The sequence below is a fragment of the Paraburkholderia sediminicola genome, assembly GCF_046026895.1.
Lineage (GTDB): Bacteria > Pseudomonadota > Gammaproteobacteria > Burkholderiales > Burkholderiaceae > Paraburkholderia > Paraburkholderia sediminicola_C.
Map to the genome: position 1 here is coordinate 85,551 of NZ_JAQQEU010000014.1, position 16,823 is coordinate 102,373.

Annotated in this window: 12 protein-coding genes and 1 pseudogene; 11 read left to right on the top strand and 2 right to left on the bottom strand. The window is 64.5% G+C overall.

Going from position 1 to position 16,823, the window contains the following annotated elements:
- Positions 1 to 99 precede the first annotated feature (99 nt).
- Together PQR02_RS12895 and PQR02_RS12900 are read left to right on the top strand one after the other, a co-directional pair.
- The gene (locus PQR02_RS12895) at positions 100 to 777 is read left to right on the top strand and encodes a response regulator (RefSeq protein WP_408230712.1); all 678 of its coding nucleotides are present in this window, start codon (positions 100 to 102) and stop codon (positions 775 to 777) included.
- Positions 767 to 2,161, top strand: a complete 1,395-nt coding sequence (locus PQR02_RS12900; RefSeq protein WP_408230715.1) for a sensor histidine kinase — start codon at positions 767 to 769, stop codon at positions 2,159 to 2,161. Before PQR02_RS12895 ends, PQR02_RS12900 begins: the two co-directional genes overlap by 11 nt.
- Before the next feature lie 30 nt (positions 2,162 to 2,191).
- Here PQR02_RS12900 and PQR02_RS12905 read toward each other — a convergent pair whose 3' ends face one another.
- Positions 2,192 to 3,034, bottom strand: a complete 843-nt coding sequence (locus tag PQR02_RS12905) for a DNA-binding transcriptional regulator (RefSeq protein WP_408230718.1) — start codon at positions 3,032 to 3,034, stop codon at positions 2,192 to 2,194.
- Between the two features lie 248 nt (positions 3,035 to 3,282).
- Here PQR02_RS12905 and PQR02_RS12910 point away from each other — a divergent pair, with 248 nt between their 5' ends.
- The 8 genes from PQR02_RS12910 (at position 3,283) to PQR02_RS12945 (ending at position 11,957) form a co-directional block, all read left to right on the top strand.
- Positions 3,283 to 5,142 carry a bifunctional 3-(3-hydroxy-phenyl)propionate/3-hydroxycinnamic acid hydroxylase gene (locus PQR02_RS12910; RefSeq protein WP_408230721.1) on the top strand — a complete coding sequence of 620 codons (1,860 nt, stop codon included), beginning with the start codon at positions 3,283 to 3,285 and terminating at the stop codon, positions 5,140 to 5,142.
- A gap of 1 nt (position 5,143) precedes the next feature.
- Positions 5,144 to 6,094 carry a 3-carboxyethylcatechol 2,3-dioxygenase gene (locus tag PQR02_RS12915; RefSeq protein ID WP_408230724.1) on the top strand — a complete coding sequence of 317 codons (951 nt, stop codon included), beginning with the start codon at positions 5,144 to 5,146 and terminating at the stop codon, positions 6,092 to 6,094.
- 18 nt (positions 6,095 to 6,112) lie between these two features.
- A complete protein-coding gene (locus PQR02_RS12920; protein ID WP_408230727.1) occupies positions 6,113 to 6,922 on the top strand; it encodes a fumarylacetoacetate hydrolase family protein in 810 nt (269 codons plus the stop codon).
- Between the two features lie 24 nt (positions 6,923 to 6,946).
- The gene (locus tag PQR02_RS12925) at positions 6,947 to 7,888 is read left to right on the top strand and encodes an acetaldehyde dehydrogenase (acetylating) (RefSeq protein WP_408230730.1); all 942 of its coding nucleotides are present in this window, start codon (positions 6,947 to 6,949) and stop codon (positions 7,886 to 7,888) included.
- Positions 7,889 to 7,900: 12 nt separating this feature from the next.
- Positions 7,901 to 8,932 (top strand): 4-hydroxy-2-oxovalerate aldolase, encoded by a 1,032-nt coding sequence (gene dmpG / locus PQR02_RS12930; protein WP_408230733.1) that lies wholly within the window; start codon positions 7,901 to 7,903, stop codon positions 8,930 to 8,932.
- 104 nt (positions 8,933 to 9,036) lie between these two features.
- Positions 9,037 to 10,272, top strand: coding sequence for a 3-(3-hydroxy-phenyl)propionate transporter MhpT (mhpT, locus tag PQR02_RS12935; protein ID WP_408230736.1), 1,236 nt, complete (start codon positions 9,037 to 9,039; stop codon positions 10,270 to 10,272).
- Positions 10,273 to 10,353: 81 nt separating this feature from the next.
- Positions 10,354 to 11,223: an alpha/beta fold hydrolase gene (locus PQR02_RS12940; RefSeq protein WP_408230739.1), complete on the top strand. Its 870-nt coding sequence runs from the start codon at positions 10,354 to 10,356 to the stop codon at positions 11,221 to 11,223.
- Positions 11,224 to 11,486: 263 nt separating this feature from the next.
- A complete protein-coding gene (locus tag PQR02_RS12945) occupies positions 11,487 to 11,957 on the top strand; it encodes a LysR family transcriptional regulator (RefSeq protein ID WP_408230742.1) in 471 nt (156 codons plus the stop codon).
- On the opposite strand, the pseudogene PQR02_RS12950 reads toward PQR02_RS12945, so the two are convergent.
- Positions 11,954 to 14,128 (bottom strand): annotated as a pseudogene (locus tag PQR02_RS12950) (TonB-dependent siderophore receptor). The gene PQR02_RS12945 and the pseudogene PQR02_RS12950 overlap by 4 nt on opposite strands.
- 411 nt (positions 14,129 to 14,539) lie before the next feature.
- Between PQR02_RS12950 and PQR02_RS12955 the strand changes: the two are divergent.
- Complete coding sequence (locus tag PQR02_RS12955) at positions 14,540 to 16,768, top strand: NADP-dependent isocitrate dehydrogenase (RefSeq protein WP_408230746.1); 2,229 nt, start codon at positions 14,540 to 14,542, stop codon at positions 16,766 to 16,768.
- Positions 16,769 to 16,823 lie beyond the last annotated feature (55 nt).

The window sequence follows — 16,823 nt, forward strand, 5'->3', positions numbered from 1 at the left end:
CCCGCCAAACGCGCGAGCGTAGGGCGCAAACCACACGGGAAGCGCGCAAACCCTTTGTTTTACGGCACAATCGACGGCCTGACTCTTGCCGTGCCCGCCATGAAGCTGCTGCTCATCGAAGACAACCCCACGCTGTCCCACTGGCTCGCGAAGATGCTGGAGCAGGAGGCGTTCGCACTCGACACGGTGCAGGACGGCGACGCGGCCGATCAACTGCTGCGCACCAATCACTACGACGTGATCCTGCTCGACCTGAATCTGCCGAAGCTGTCGGGCAAGAACGTGCTGCGCCGCTTGCGCCAGCGCGGCGACGCGACGCCGGTGCTGATTCTGACCGCGAGCGGCTCGATCGACGAAAAGGTGGAACTGCTCGGCGCCGGCGCGGACGACTACCTCGTCAAGCCATTCGAAGTGCGCGAGCTGGTCGCGCGAATCAAGGTGGCGATTCGCCGCCAGTCGCCGTCGAAGGCGAGTGAAGTGGTGTGCGGCGATCTCGCGTTCGACATCGACACGCGCCAGTTCACGCTGAAGGGCGCGCCGCTGAACGTCACGCCGCGCGAGCGCTCGGTGCTCGAAGCGCTGATCCTGCGGCTCGGCAAGACGGTGACGAAACCGGCGCTGGTCGACGCGATCTTCACGCTCGCTGACGAGCCGAGCGAGGACGCGGTCGAGATCTACATTTCACGTTTGCGCAAGAAGCTCGACGGCAGCTCGGCGGCGATCGTCACGCTGCGCGGGCTGGGCTATCTGCTGCGCAAAAAAGACGATGACCAATAGCTTGCGGATGCGCCTGTTGTGGTGGCTGCTGGTGCCGCTCGCGTTGTATGTGTTCGTCACCGGCAAGGCCGAATACGACAACGCGCGGCGTACGGCGGATCTGGTGCAGGACAATCAGCTGATCTCGTCGGCGCGGATGATCGCGGGCGAAGTGGAGTGGGTGGACGGCTTTTTGCGCGTCGATGTGCCGCCCGCCGCGCTCGAAGTATTCGTGTCACCTTATCGCGATCAGGTGTTCTACAGCGTGCGCATCGACGATGGGCGGCTGCTCGCGGGCACGCCGGATTTCCCGCTGCGTGCGCCGCAAGCTGCCGACACGCCCGACCACTACGACACCGAGTTGCACGGTCAACGGGTGCGCGCGGCCGGCATCGTGCGGCTGATGTACGACAATGGCGCGACGCGCCGCGTGCGGATCACGGTCGGCAAAACCATGCGTTCACGCGACGCGATGGCCCGGCAATTGTGGCAGCCGCAACTCGTGAGGCAAATCGCGATGATCGTGCTGGCGGTGGCGCTGGTGTGCATCGGACTCACGTTCGAATTGCGGCCGCTGATGAAAGTGAAAGAGGACGTCGCCGACCGCGACCCGATGCAGCTCGAGCCGATTCGCGTGGAACGTCTGCACACCGAGTTGCGGCCAATCGTCGAAGCGATCAATCAGTGCATCGCGCGGCTCGGCGTTCAGGTGGCCGCGCAACGGCGTTTCATCGCCGATGCCGCGCATCAGTTGCGCACGCCGCTCACGTTGCTCGGCACGCAGTTGCAGTTCGCGCGTCAGCAGGACGGCATCAATCCCGCGCTCGACGAAGCGCTCGCGGCGATGCATCGCAGCAATCGTTCGATGGTGGGGCTCACCAACAAGCTGCTGTTGCTCGCGCAAGCCGAGGCCGCCGACAACACGCAACTCGCGCTCGACATCGTCGACCTGGTGCCGCTCGCGATGGAAGTCGTGGAAGACTTCGCACTGCTCGCGCAGGCCCGCAATATCGACCTGGGTGCCGAATTGACCGGCGCCGCACGAGTGGCGGGGCATCGCGGCCTGCTTCAGGCGCTGATCGCCAACCTCGCGGAGAACGCGATTCGCTACACGGGCAGCGGCGGCCACGTCACGGTCGCCGTGCGGACCGGCGCCGACAGCGTCACCGTAAGCGTGCTCGACGACGGCCCGGGCATTCCGGCCGAGTCGCGCAGCCGGGTGTTCGAACCGTTCTTCCGCGCGTCGGCGGATACCGAAGGGACCGGCCTGGGTCTTGCGATCGTGCGTGAGATTGTGGACACGCATCACGGCGAGATCACGCTCAAGCCGGGTGCGGGCGGCAAGGGCGTGGATATCAGCGTGGCGTTTCCGCGCGCTTATGACGAGCGGGGCGCGGTGATGTGAGGGCCACCCGGCTCACACCCGCGGCCCGATTCACTCCCCATCGCCGCTCGCGCGGCCTTTCGTTTTTTTCCCGGCGCTACCCGAAGACGCCTCCGCCTCCAGCCCCTCGACCATTTCCCGCGCCGCGGTCTGAAGCTCCGGCACGAACCGCCGTTTGGCTTCCGCAAGCGTGACCGCGCGCGACAGAAACACCACGTTCAAACTGGCCAGCACGCGCTGCTCGTGCACGATCGCCACAGCCACCGCGCCGATCTTGCTTTGCGCGGCCCAGTCGCCGTGATTGGAGCCGAAACCGTCCGCCCGGACGCGCCGCACGATACTGCGAACGAGCGCGTCGTTCGACGCGAGCGCCTGCTGTTCTTCGCCACCCGCGCCCGAGCGTAGCAGGTCGAGAATGTCCTCGCGTTCGCCGTCGGAACACATCGCGAAGTACGCGCGTCCCGCAGCGGTGAGCAGAATCGGCAGGCGGCGGCCGACCATCGAGCGATGAAACGACAACGTGCTGAAGCGGTGCGTCGTCTCGCGGATGATCATCGCATCGCCGTCCGGCGTGGTCAGATCCGACGGCCATGCAACGCGCTGCAGCAGCCGTCCCATGATCGGCGGCGCGATCGTCGCAATTCGTTCGTCGTCCGTAAAACCTTCGCTCAACGCACGCACCTTGAGCGTCAGTCGAAAGCTGTCGTCCGACGCGCTGCGCCGCACGAAACCTTCCGCCATCAGCGTTTCGAGCAGCCGTCTTGCGGTGGTGCGGTGCAGCCCCGTCAGTTCGCTGATCTGCTGGCTCGTGGCGCGGCCGCTGTCCATCGAATTGAGCGCCTGCAACACCTGCAGTCCACGCGACAGACCTCTGACACTGGCATATTGGGTCACCAACAAATCCCTTTTAAATCAGCAATGTGCATTCTATGCACATTTTTCACAATTTGTTGAGCGAGCCGGGTGGCGGTCCTAGACTGCGAACAAATCAAACGATTGATGGAGACGCAAGCCATTGTCCGTGTGCGAGTTCTTCGCCCCGGCCGTGAGCGGTTCCCGCTTGCCGCGCTCCCTGATCATTTCGACCCAGTTCGTTATCTGCAGCGACGGCGGCTTGCGCCGCGCGCGAGAAAGGAGACAGCATGCCCCCCTCGCTTGATCCGGTGGCCGCCCAAGGTCACAGCGGGACCGTATCCGCCGACGTGGCGATTGTCGGCGCCGGCCCGGTTGGTTTGATGATCGCCAACTATCTCGGCTTGCAGGGCGTGCGCGTCGTGCTGGTGGAGAAGCTCGAACAGATTATCGACTATCCGCGCGCCATCGGTCTCGACGACGAAGCGTTGCGCGTGTTCCAGTCAGTCGGCCTCGCCGACGCGCTGTTGCCCCACACCACCCCCGATCACTGGATGCGTTTCGTCAAGCGCACCGGCCATTGCTTCGCGTCGATCGAACCGCGCACCGACGAATTCGGCTGGTCGCGCCGTAACGCGTTCATTCAGCCGCTCGCCGACCGCGTGCTGTACGAAGGTCTGCGCCGCTTCCCGCATGTCGAGGTGTTGTTCGGCAACAGCGTCAGCGCGTTCGCGCAGGACCAGACGGGCGTCACGATCGAAACGCAGGACCACAAAGGCGGCTGCCGCACGATTCGCGCGTCGTACATGGTCGGCGCCGACGGCGGCAACGGCTTCGTGCGGCGCATGCTCGACGTGCCGTTCGAAGGACGCACGAAGCCGAATCAATGGATCGTCGTCGATGTGCGCAACGATCCGATCGGCTCGCCGCACGTGTACATGCATTGCGATCCGCAGCGGCCGTATGTCTCGGCTGCGCTGCCGCACGGCATCCGCCGATTCGAGTTCATGGTGATGCCGGGCGAGACCGAAGAGGAGTTGTCGAAGCCGGAGAACCTGGCGGCGCTGATCCGCAAGGTCGTCGCCGATCCGGAGCAGGTCGACTACATCCGCAAGCGCGTCTATACGCACAATGCGCGGCTTGCCAGCAGCTTCCGCGTGGAGCGCGTGCTGCTGGCCGGCGACGCCGCGCACATCATGCCGGTGTGGCAGGGTCAGGGTTACAACAGCGGCATTCGCGACGCGAGCAACCTCGGCTGGAAGCTGGCGATGGTGGTCAAGGGTCTCGCCGGCGACGCGCTGCTCGATACGTACACCGCCGAGCGCCGCGCGCATGCCCGCTCGATGATTCACCTCTCCGAAGTGGCCGGCGACATCTTCGCGCCGACGAGCCGCTTCGGCATCAAGTTCCGTGACGCGTTCGTGCGCACGTTCAATCTGTTTCCGGCGGTCAAGCGCTACTTCGTCGAAATGCGCTTCAAGCCGATGCCGCGCTACGAAACCGGCGTGGTGCTGCTCGCGCGCAGCGAGCGCAAGCATGGCTGGCTCGCGCGCCTGCTTGAACGCTCCGGTCAATCCGCGCCGGGACGCCTGCTCGGGTTGATGAGCGAGAAGCGCGAGTCGCGCCTCGGCCGCCTCGTGTATGGCCGCGATCCGCACTGCCATTCGCCGGTGGGCCGCATGTTCATTCAGCCGCGCGTGCGCACGGTGAAGGGCGAAGTGGTGCGTCTGGACGATGTGCTCGGCAACCGCTTTGCGATTCTCGGCTGGGGCTCCGATCCGACCTTCGGCCTGTCGCCGGCGGCTCGCGAAATCTGGCAGCGGCTGGGCGGCTGTTTCGTGATCGCGAAGCCGGATACGCAGCTCTCTTTCCATGACGATGTGCCTGCCGACGTGATCGCCGTCGGCGACGTGAACGGCCGCATGAAGGACTGGTTCTCGCGAGTGCCGGAATCCGTCGTGCTGCTGCGGCCCGATCGCTTTGTCGCGGGTATGTGCACGCCTCAGCAGGTTTCTTCTCACATCGTCGAGCTTGCCGCGAAGCTGAATCTCAACACGGCCGTACGGCAGAACGTCGGCGCGAGTATCAACGAACCGGTCGCGGCGCGCGACAGCATCGCGGCCGTCGCCGCCGTTGCAACAGGAGCCTGACATGCCGATGCTACTCGAATGCCTGTCGCACACGCCGCTCGCCGGCTATTACGACCCGGCGCCGGAGGTCGTCACCGAAGTCGAGCGGTTGCACGCGGCGGCGCGTGCTCGCGTCGCCGGGTTCGATCCCGAACTGGTGGTGGTGTTCGCGCCGGACCACTACAACGGCTTCTTCTACGACGTGATGCCGCCGTTCTGCATCGGTGCGTCGGCCAGCGCGATCGGCGACTTCAAGAGCCTGGCCGGCCCGCTCGACGTGCCCGCCGACACCGCGCTCGCGCTTGCCGAAGCCGTGCTGGCGAGCGATATCGACGTGGCGGTGTCGTACCGCATGCAGGTCGATCACGGTTGTGCGCAGGCGCTGGAGCTTCTCACGGGCATTCTCGACCGTTATCCGGTCGTTCCCGTGTTCATCAACTCGGTCGCGCCGCCGATGGCCTCGTGCCGCCGTGCGCGCCTGCTCGGCGACGCGCTGGGCCGCGCGCTCGCGCGTCTGAACAAACGTGTGCTGGTGATCGGCTCGGGCGGCATCTCGCACGAGCCGCCCGTGCCGGAACTGGCCGGCGCGAGCGAAGAGGTCGCCGAGCGGCTGATTGCCGGCCGCAATCCTTCCGCCGAATCGCGGGCGGCGCGCCAGGCGCGCACGGTCGCGGCGGCGCGCGCATTCGCAGCCGGCGACAGCCCTCTGCATGCGCTCAATCCCGAGTGGGACCGGGCGTTTCTGAAGCTGCTCGAAGACGGCGAGCTGACGGCGCTCGACGGCCTGACCGACAACGCGATCACGCGCGCCGCCGGCAAGTCCGCTCACGAGATTCGCACCTGGGTCGCGGCGTTCGGCGCGTTGAACGCGTGCGGGCCGTATCAGGCGACCCTCGACTACTACCGCGCCATCCCCGAGTGGATTGCGGGCTTCGGCGCCATGCACGCGCGTCCTGTCGCCGCCAACGCCTAACCGAACAAGGAAATCGCTATGAACACGCTTAACCATGCTGAAGCGCTGGCCCTGCAGCTGCGCGAATCCGAACGCACGCGTCGGACCATCGCGCCATTGCGTGACGACGCGCGCGTCTCCGAATTGAACGACGCCACCGCTGCCGCCCAGCTCGCCTACGCGGTGCAACAGCTCAACGTGGCGGCGCGCGTCGCGGCGGGTGAGCGCATCGTCGGCCGCAAGATCGGGCTGACGTCGCCCGCGGTGCAGCGCCAGCTCGGTGTCGATCAACCGGATTTCGGCGCGCTGTTCGCGTCGATGGCTTACGGCGACAACCAGCCGATCCCGCTCGGCGAACTGATTCAGCCGAAGGTCGAAGCCGAGATCGCGCTGGTGCTCGAACACGACCTCACGCACGAGCGCCACACCTACGCCGATCTGATCCGCGCGACAGCCTACGCGGTCGCGGCGATCGAAGTGGTGGACAGCCGCATCGAAGGCTGGAATATCCGCTTCGTCGATACGGTAGCCGATAACGCATCGAGCGCGCGCTTCGTGCTCGGCAGCCGTCCGGTGTTGCTGCGCGACGCCGATCTCGCGGCCTGCGCGATGACGCTTTCCAACGACACCGAAGTGCTCTCGCGCGGCAACGGCTCCGCGTGCCTCGGCAATCCGCTGAACGCCGCCGTCTGGCTCGCGGACCGCATGGTTCAACTCGGCACGCCGTTGCGCGCCGGCGATGTCCTGATGACCGGTGCGCTCGGTCCGATGGTCACGGTGACGCAACCCGGCACCTTCAGCGCGCAGATCGACGGTCTCGGCAGCGTCCGCGCGACTTTTTCCGCATAAGCATGCACTCGATTGAGGACTGAAATGGCAAGCGAAAAACTCAAGGCCGCGATCATCGGCTCGGGCAACATCGGCACCGATCTGATGATCAAGATCCTGCGTCACGGTAAGCACCTGGAAGTGGCGGCGATGGTCGGTATCGACGCGGCCTCGGATGGCCTCGCGCGCGCCGCGCGGCTCGGCGTGGCGACCACGCATGAAGGCGTCGAAGGCCTGACGCGTCTGCCGGTGTTCGACGAGATCGACTTCGTGTTCGACGCCACTTCGGCGGGCGCGCACGTGAAGAACGATGCGTTCCTGCGCGCGCTCAAGCCGGGCATCCGCCTGATCGACCTGACGCCTGCGGCGATCGGCCCGTACTGCGTGCCGGTCGTCAACCTCGACGCGCATATCGACGCGCCGAACGTGAACATGGTCACGTGCGGCGGCCAGGCGACGATTCCGATGGTCGCGGCTGTGTCGCGCGTGGCGAAGGTGCATTACGCGGAAATCGTCGCGGCGATCAGCAGCAAATCGGCGGGACCGGGCACGCGCGCGAACATCGACGAGTTCACCGAAACCACCTCGAAGGCGATTGAAGTGGTGGGCGGCGCGGCGAAGGGCAAGGCGATCATCGTGCTCAATCCCGCCGAGCCGCCGGTGATGATGCGCGACACCGTCTACGTGCTCTCGGAAGCCGCCGACCGCGCGAAGGTGGAAGCGTCGATCGAAGCGATGGCCGCGGCCGTGCACGCGTACGTGCCGGGCTACCGTCTCAAGCAGAAGGTGCAGTTCGACGACATCGGCGCCGCCGCGCCGCTGAACATTCCGGGCCTCGGCAAGTTTAGCGGTCTGAAAACCTCGGTATTCATCGAGGTGGAAGGCGCCGCGCATTATCTGCCCGCCTACGCGGGCAATCTCGACATCATGACTTCGGCCGCGCTCGCCACTGCGGAGCGCATGGCGCAATCGCTCGTGCAGGCATAAGGAGACTCTCGCATGGACAAGAAACTGTATATCTCCGACGTGACGCTGCGCGACGGCAGCCACGCAATCCGCCATCAATACTCGATCCAGAACGTGCAGGACATCGCACGCGCGCTGGACAAGGCAAAGGTCGACAGCATCGAAGTGGCGCACGGTGACGGGCTGCAAGGTTCGAGCTTCAACTACGGCTTCGGCGCGCATAGCGACCTCGAATGGATCGAGGCGGTGGCCGACGTGGTCACGCACGCGCAGATCGCGACACTGCTGTTGCCCGGCATCGGCACGATCCACGATCTGAAGGCGGCGTACCAGGCTGGCGCGCGCATTGTGCGCGTCGCGACCCATTGCACCGAGGCGGACATTTCGAAGCAGCACATCGAATATGCGCGCGAACTCGGCATGGACACGGTCGGCTTCCTGATGATGAGCCACATGACCACGCCGGAAAACCTCGCAATCGAAGCGAAGAAGATGGAAAGCTACGGCGCGGCCTGCATCTACGTCGTGGACTCGGGCGGCGCGCTGACCATGAACGACGTGCGCGCACGCTTTCGCGCGTTGAAGTCAGTGCTCAAACCCGCGACGCAAACGGGCATGCACGCACACCACAACCTGTCGCTGGGCGTGGCGAATTCGATGATCGCGGTGGAAGAGGGCTGCGACCGCGTCGATGCGAGTCTCGCAGGCATGGGCGCCGGTGCGGGCAACGCGCCGCTCGAAGTGTTCATCGCCGCGGCGGAGCGCGTCGGGTGGAATCACGGCACCGATCTCTACACGCTGATGGACGTCGCCGACGACATCGTGCGTCCGCTGCAGGACCGTCCGGTGCACGTCGATCGCGAGACGCTGGCGCTCGGCTATGCGGGCGTGTATTCGAGCTTCCTGCGCCACGCGGAAGTGGCCGCGAAGAAATACGGCCTGAAGACGGTCGACATCCTGGTTGAGTTGGGCAAGCGCCGCATGGTCGGCGGCCAGGAGGACATGATCGTCGACGTCGCGCTGGACTTGACGCGCGCATCCGCGAAGGAAGTCGTTGCTGCATGACCTGACGTACGTTGCACGGCCGCGCCGCGTGCGCGCCGTGCAACGTTGACACCCTTCAGCCATATCGCCGCAAGAGCGATGCTGATTCGATATTGGAGACTTGTATGCGGCAATCAACGAATACGTCGGAAAGTAGCGCCCTGACCATTGGGCTGTGCCTCATCGTTGCGTTACTGGAGGGGCTGGATCTGCAATCGACCGGCATCGCCGCGCCCCGTATGGCGCGCGAATTTCATCTGGCGGTGGCGCAGATGGGCTGGGCATTCAGCATCGGCGCGCTGGGGCTGCTGCCCGGCGCGGCGATCGGCGGGCGGCTTGCCGACAAGCTGGGACGCAAGCGCGTGCTGATGCTGTCGGTTGCGCTGTTCGGCATCTTTTCGCTTGCGACCACGCAGGTGTGGGACCTCAACAGCCTGCTGGCGGCGCGCTTTCTCACCGGGCTCGGACTCGGCGCGGCGATGCCGAACCTGATCGCGTTGTGCTCGGAGGCTGCGAAGCCTGATCAGCGCAACACGGCGGTGGGCGCGATGTATTGCGGCATGCCGTTCGGTGCGGCGCTGGCGGCGGTCATCGGCATTGTCAGTCCGGGCGATGAAGGCTGGCGGCATATCTTTTATGTCGGCGGCGTCGGTCCGCTTCTGGTGCTGCCGTTGCTCGCGCTGTTCCTGCGCGAGTCGGCGCAGTTCGTGGCGGCGTGGTCCTCCGGCAGTGGGTCGCGCAAGCCGTCCACCACCGTGGCGCGCGCGTTGTGGCAGGAAGGGCGTGGCGCCACCACCATCGCGTTGTGGATCAGCTACCTCGGCACGCTGATCGTGCTGTACTTCCTCATCAACTGGCTGCCTTCGCTGGTGTTGAGCCGAGGGTTGACGCGCGTGCAGTCGGGCGTCGTGCAAATGATGTTCAACATCGGCGGCGGCTTCGGCGCGATTGCGATTGCCAGCCTGATGGACCGGATCGGCCGGCGTCGCACGGTCGGCGGCATGTATCTGGGCATCGTCGTCGCGCTGGCCGCGCTGGTGGGCGCGAGCGGCGGCGCGTCGATGGCGTGGGGCGGCTTGCTGGCGGGGCTGTTTCTCGTCGGCGGGCAGTCGGTGTTGTACGCGCTCGCCAGCAGCCTCTACCCGACGGAAGTGCGCGGCACGGGAGTGGGCGCTGCCGTTGCAGTGGGGCGCGTGGGCTCGATTCTCGGGCCTTTGATCGCGGGACAGTTGCTCGCGATTGGTCAAGGCGCGTCCGTGCTGCTGAGCGCAAGCATTCCATTGATCGCGATCGCCGCCGTTGCGGCGTGGCTCGTGGTCAGCAAATCAGAGTCCCGTTATACCGCGGCGGCCGTGCAATAGGACCGCCAACCGACCAACCATGCGGGCTCGCCGGCGACGGCGGTCCGCGCTCACTCAATGCGTGAAGGAAAGGAATTCAACATGAGCTCACAAGCACAGGCATTCACTGAAGCGTCGACCAGCCGATTCGTCCGTATCACGGAAGATGGGCGCGCTATGCAGCTCCACTACAACGACGTGGGACAGGGCGCCGAAACGGTGGTGATGCTGCACGGCTCGGGCCCGGGCGCGACCGGCTGGGCGAACTTCCATCGCAATGTCGAACCGCTCATGGCCGCGGGCTATCGGGTCGTCCTGATGGACTGCTTCGGCTGGGGCAAGAGCGATCCGATCGTATGCAAGGGCTCGCGCTCCGAACTCAACGCGCGTTCGTTGAAGAGCCTGCTCGACGCGCTCTCGATCGATCGCGCGCATATCATCGGCAACTCGATGGGCGGGCATAGCGCGGTGGCGTTCGCGCTGGCCGAGCCCAAGCGTGTCGGCAAGCTCGTGCTGATGGGCGGCGGCACCGGCGGCCCGAGCCAGTTCGTGCCGATGCCGACGGAAGGCATCAAGCTGCTGCAAGGGGTGTACAAGGAACCGACGATCGAGAACCTGCAACGCATGATGAACATCTTCGTGTTCGACACGAAAGCGCTGACCGAAGACCTGATGAAGGCGCGTCTGGACAATATCCTCGCGCGCCGTGACCACCTGGAGAATTTCGTCGCGAGCCTCGCGGCTAACCCGAAGCAGTTCAACGACTTCGGTCCGCGCCTGGGCGAAGTTTCCGCGAAGACGCTGGTGATCTGGGGACGCGACGACCGCTTCGTGCCGATGGACGTGGGTCTGCGCCTCGTGGCCGGATTGCAGAACGCGGACATGCATATCTTCAGCCGCTGCGGCCACTGGGCACAGTGGGAGCACGCTGAGAAGTTCAACCGGATGGTGGTTGAGTTTCTGGCGAACTAAATAAGTAAGCGGTTCTATGCGGCGCCCGGCAGGCCTTCGATGCGGCTTGCCGGGCGCCTGCGCGTCAGCACGAGTCGCAGCGGGCGGCGCGTTGCGCGGCAGGCGGCATGGGCCTGTCAGGCAGCCGTCTCGATGCGCTGCCCGATATCACGAAACTGAGCGCGGCGAGCACCCCTACGCCGATTGCGCCATACAGCATCGCCCAACCGAAACCTCGCAAAAATCCCGGAAATGTGTCCGGTATGGAACCAATTGGCCGAAATATGAGCGACATCCTCGATGGTGTGACGACGTTCGTGCGCGTCGTCGAAACCGGCAGCTTCGCCCTTGCGGCCGAACGCATGAACCTCACGCGCTCGGCGGTCGGCAAGGTGATCGTGCGGCTCGAAAAGCGGCTCGGCGTGCGGCTCATCGATCGCACGACGCGCAGCCAGAGTCTCACCGAAGACGGGCAAGCCTATTACGACCGCTGCGTGCGCGCCCTCGCCGGCTTCGGCCTCCCGTGGTTGCCGAGCTGGCTGCTGACCCGTTATGCGCAAAGCGGCGAACTGGTGACGGTGATGGACGATTGTTTCCGGTCTTCGGAGGAGATCCACGTGATGTGGCCGAAGAGCCGTTATCTCGCGTTGAAAACGCGCTGCGCGATCGATGCGCTGGTGGCGGAGATACCCGCGATGATCGATCAGGGCGCCCAACCGGGCGTCCCTCGTTCACGTGCTACCCGTAATACTTAGAACTGCAAAGTAGCGCGGGCTACCGCCGTGCGAGTCGGCGACGGCGACACGTAATAGCCCCACGCGGTGGTCCAGTAGCGGCGGTTGAACAGATTGTTGATGCCCGCGCGCAACGTGACGTCCTTACCGGCGATCTTCGTCTCGTACCGGCCGCTCAGATCGAACGTGGCATAGGCCGGCACGAACTGCGTGTTGCTCGCGTTGACCGCCTGGTCGCTCACGTACTTGCCGCCGAAGGCCAGCGTCAACGGACGCAGGTACGCCGGGTTGTATTCGATGCGGCCCGTCACGGTGAAGCGCGGCGCGCCGTAAATACGCTTGCCTTCGATGCTCGGATCATCGATGTCGACGGCCTTCGTGTCGAGCCACATCACGCCGCCCATCACACGCCATTCGCTGGTCAGCGCGAGCCAGCCGCTCGCGTCGATGCCGGTGTAGCGCCTGGTGCCGTCCTGCACGAAGATGTTCGCGGTGTTCGTGTAGTTGTAGCCCTGATCGACGCGGAACAGCGCGAGGTTGGCGCCCCACTTGCTGTGGTCGGACTTGAAGCCCACTTCATACTGCTTGCTGCGCAGCGGGCCGAAGGTCGCCGGGTAGTTGGCGTTGAGGTTCGATGCCGCGCCGCCCTGTTCCAGCGACTCGACGTAGCTTCCGTAAACCGTCGAATACGGATCGGTCTTGAACATCAGCGCGAAAGTCGGCGTGACCGGGTTCGCGCTGTATTGCCACGTGACCGCGCCGCTCGGGTCGTACACGTTCTGGCGGTATTGCGTATAACGCACGCCGACCAATGCGGACAGACGCGAGGTGAACTGCATCGTGTCGCTCGCATACACGGCGGCCTGCGTGGTGCGCTGCTCACGGTAGAGCTCCGAGCCGATGCTGACTTCGTCGTTGGTCAGCAGCGTGGTGCTATACAGATTGCCGTTGCCGAGGAAGTACCCTTGATTCTAGCCTACGCTATTGCTGTACTCGCTGGTTTGCGTCTGATAGCCCGCGCCGAACACCACATCGTGCTTGATGCTGCCGGTGTTGAATTGGCCCTGCACCATCGCGTCGACGTTCTGGTAGAAGTAGCGCGTCATCGCTGCATAGAGCGTGTTGGAGTAGTTGCCCGCGTCGTCGGACACGAACAGGAAGCTGTCCGAATTGGTGCGGTTCTCCTTGGCGAAGCGGTACTTCACGCTCGCGTGCCAGTTGTCAGAGATCCGGTAGTCGAGTCCCGTGCCGAACGAGGCCATCTCCGTCATGTAGTAATTCTGCGGCTGCGTGAGCGCACCGCTGATCTTGCTCGCGTCGGGAATGCCGCCCGCGAACATCAGGCCGAACAGCGTGCCCTCGGTTTTGCGCTTCTGGTAGAACGCGTCGGCGCTCAGAACGAGGTCCGGCGTAATGCGGAAGTCGAACGCGAGCGACGCGACCTGGCAGCTCACGTGCCCGTTTTCCTCGGCGGTATTGCCGTATTCGTTGGCGAGATTCAGCCGGTAGCCGAAACGGTTGTCGTTGCCGAAGCGGCCGCCCAGATCCACCGCCTGGCTGGACACGCTGGCCGACTTGTAGCCGAGCGTGAAGCTGCGGTACGGGTCGTCGGTGGGGCGCTTCAACACATAGTTGACGATGCCGCCCGGCGAGCCGAAGCCGTACATGAAGCCGGACAGGCCCTTGAGCAATTCGACCTGCTCGAACGGTTCGAGCGACAGGTCGGTGTCCCACGACGGGAAGGTCTGGCCGTCCACCTTGATGCTGTTCAACGTGTCGATCGGGATGCCGCGCACGTTGAACATCGAGTTCTCGCTGACCGAGTTTTCGCTGCTGACCGTCACGGCCGGGTCGTATTTGAACAGGTCGTTGGCGGTCGTCGCGAACAGATCCTGCGCTTCCTCGCTCGTCACGACGCGCGTCGAAAACGGCGTGTCCACCTGCTTGCGCGAACCCAGCACGCCGGCGCTGACGGTATCGGCCTGCGCGACGGTCGTATCTTTCGACGCCGACACGCTCACGGCCGGCAGCGCGGCGACGTCATCGCTGGCCGCGGCCTGCGCCCACCCCGACGATGACAGCGTGGAAAGCGACAAGCCCACATTGACCAAAAGCCCCGCGCTCAGCCGCGAAGGGGTGCGGCGTGGAGCGCGGACAACCGCCGGACCGCCGGCGACAAAGGAATTCTGCATGTTTGTTTGAGTTAGACGGGGTGGCGCCGCCCCGCACCCAAGCTGGGCGTGGCGGCACCGGTTCGAGCGAGTGGTTATTAAACGGATGATCCAAATCTGACGCGGACGAATGGTAATGCATCTAATTCGCATTTACAAATATCTAAGATGCGGCAGGTCATCTATAAGACATCTGTCTTAAGACAGTGGGGATTGACCTCAAAGCCTTATCTGGCGGGGCTTGACCCCGTTGAGTGCGGTTCCCGGACCTGTTTGTTTAGCAGCGAATCGAGTAAAACGCGCATATACTCATGGTCGGGCCGTAAAAAGTAGTGCCGTAGGTTGCGCTGCGTTTTTGCTGCTTCGTCGCAACTTCGCTGGCTCAGCGCTACCAACGCTCTGTCTATCACTTCATTTAGCAAAGCATCGAACATGTCCACACCGCCGAAGATCATCTACACCCTGACCGACGAAGCGCCTGCTCTGGCGACTTACTCGCTGCTGCCGATCGTCAAGGCGTTCACGCGCTCGTCCGACGTGATCGTTGAAACGCGCGACATCTCGCTCGCCGGCCGGATCATTGCTGCATTTCCGGACTACCTGACCGCGCAACAGAAGGGCTCCGACGACCTGGCGGAACTCGGTGGACTCACCACGCGTCCAGAAGCGAACATCATCAAGCTGCCGAACATCAGCGCTTCCGTGCCGCAGCTGAAGGCCGCGATCACGGAACTGCGCGACCAGGGCTACAAGCTGCCGGCTTACCCGGACGTCGCCACCACCGACGCCGAAAAAGACATCAAGGCGCGCTACGACAAGATCAAAGGCAGCGCGGTCAACCCGGTGCTGCGCGAAGGCAATTCGGACCGCCGCGCGCCGCTGTCGGTGAAGAACTACGCACGCAAGCACCCGCACAAGATGGGCGCGTGGAGCGCGGACTCGAAGTCGCACGTGGCGCACATGAGCGGCGGCGATTTCTACGGCAGCGAGAAGTCGGCGCTGATCGCGGCAGCCGGCGCGGTGAAGATCGAACTGACGGCCGCCGACGGCACGAAGACGGTCCTGAAGGAAAAGACGGGCGTGCAGGCAGGCGAGATCATCGACGCGTCGGTGCTGAGCAAGAACGCGCTGCGCAGCTTCATCGAAGCGGAAATCGCCGATGCGAAGAGCAAGGGCGTGCTGTTCTCGGTGCACCTGAAGGCCACGATGATGAAGGTCTCGGACCCGATCATCTTCGGTCACGTGGTATCGGTGTTCTACAAAGACGTGCTGAGCAAGCATGCTGAGGCGCTGGCGAAAGTCGGCTTCAACCCGAACAACGGTATCGGCGACCTGTACGCGCGCCTGAAAGACCTGCCGCCCGAAACGGCCGCGGCGATCGAAGCGGACATCAAGGCGCAATACGAGCAGCGCCCGCAACTGGCGATGGTCAATTCGGACAAGGGCATCACCAGCCTGCACGTGCCGAGCGACGTGATCGTCGACGCGTCGATGCCGGCGATGATTCGCGAGTCGGGCAAGATGTGGGGCGCGGACGGCGCACTGCATGACGCCAAGGCCGTGATTCCGGACCGCTGCTACGCGGACGTCTATCAGGCGGTGATCGAAGACTGCAAGAAGCACGGCGCGTTCGACCCGGTCTCGATGGGCACGGTGCCTAACGTCGGTCTGATGGCGCAAGCCGCCGAAGAATACGGCTCACACGACAAGACGTTCCAGATTCCGGCGAACGGCGTGGTCCGCGTGACCGACGCAGCCGGCGCGGTGCTGATCGAACAGCCGGTGGAAGCGGGCGACATCTGGCGCATGTGCCAGACCAAGGATGCGCCGGTGCAGGACTGGGTCAAGCTGGCGGTCAACCGCGCCCGCGCCACGAACACGCCGGCCGTTTTCTGGCTGGACGCGGCTCGTGCGCACGACGCGCAGATCATCAAGAAGGTCGAGCAGTACCTGAAGGACCACGACACCAGCGGTCTGGACATCCGCATCATGACGCCGGTCGAAGCGACGAAGTTCTCGGTCGAGCGTATCCGCGCGGGCAAGGACACGATCTCGGTCACCGGCAACGTGCTGCGCGACTACCTGACCGACCTGTTCCCGATCATGGAACTGGGCACGAGCGCGAAGATGCTGTCGATCGTCCCGCTGATGGAAGGCGGCGGTCTGTTCGAAACCGGCGCGGGCGGTTCGGCGCCGAAGCACGTTCAGCAACTGGTCGAAGAAGGTTTCCTGCGTTGGGACTCGCTGGGTGAATTCCTGGCACTGGCCGCATCGCTCGAACACCTGAGCAACGCGTATCACAATCCGAAGGCGCAGGTTCTGGCCAAGACGCTGGACCAGGCCACCGGCAAGTTCCTCGACAACGACAAGTCGCCGGCGCGCAAGGTTGGCGGTATCGACAACCGCGGCAGCCACTTCTACCTCGCGATGTACTGGGCCGAGGCACTGGCCGCGCAAACGGAAGACGCAGCGCTGCAGGCGCAGTTCGCCGGCGTCGCGAAGGCGATGGCCGACAACGAAGCGAAGATCGTTGAAGAACTGGGTGCGGCGCAGGGCAAGGCGGTGAATATCGGCGGCTACTATCGTCCGAACGTCGAACTGACGAGCCAGGCAATGCGCCCGAGCGCGACGCTGAACAAGATCGTGGACTCGGTCGCTTAAGTCGGCGTTGCTTGAAGTACCCGCGTAAGCAGCAAAGTACGCTCTAAAGTAAGCA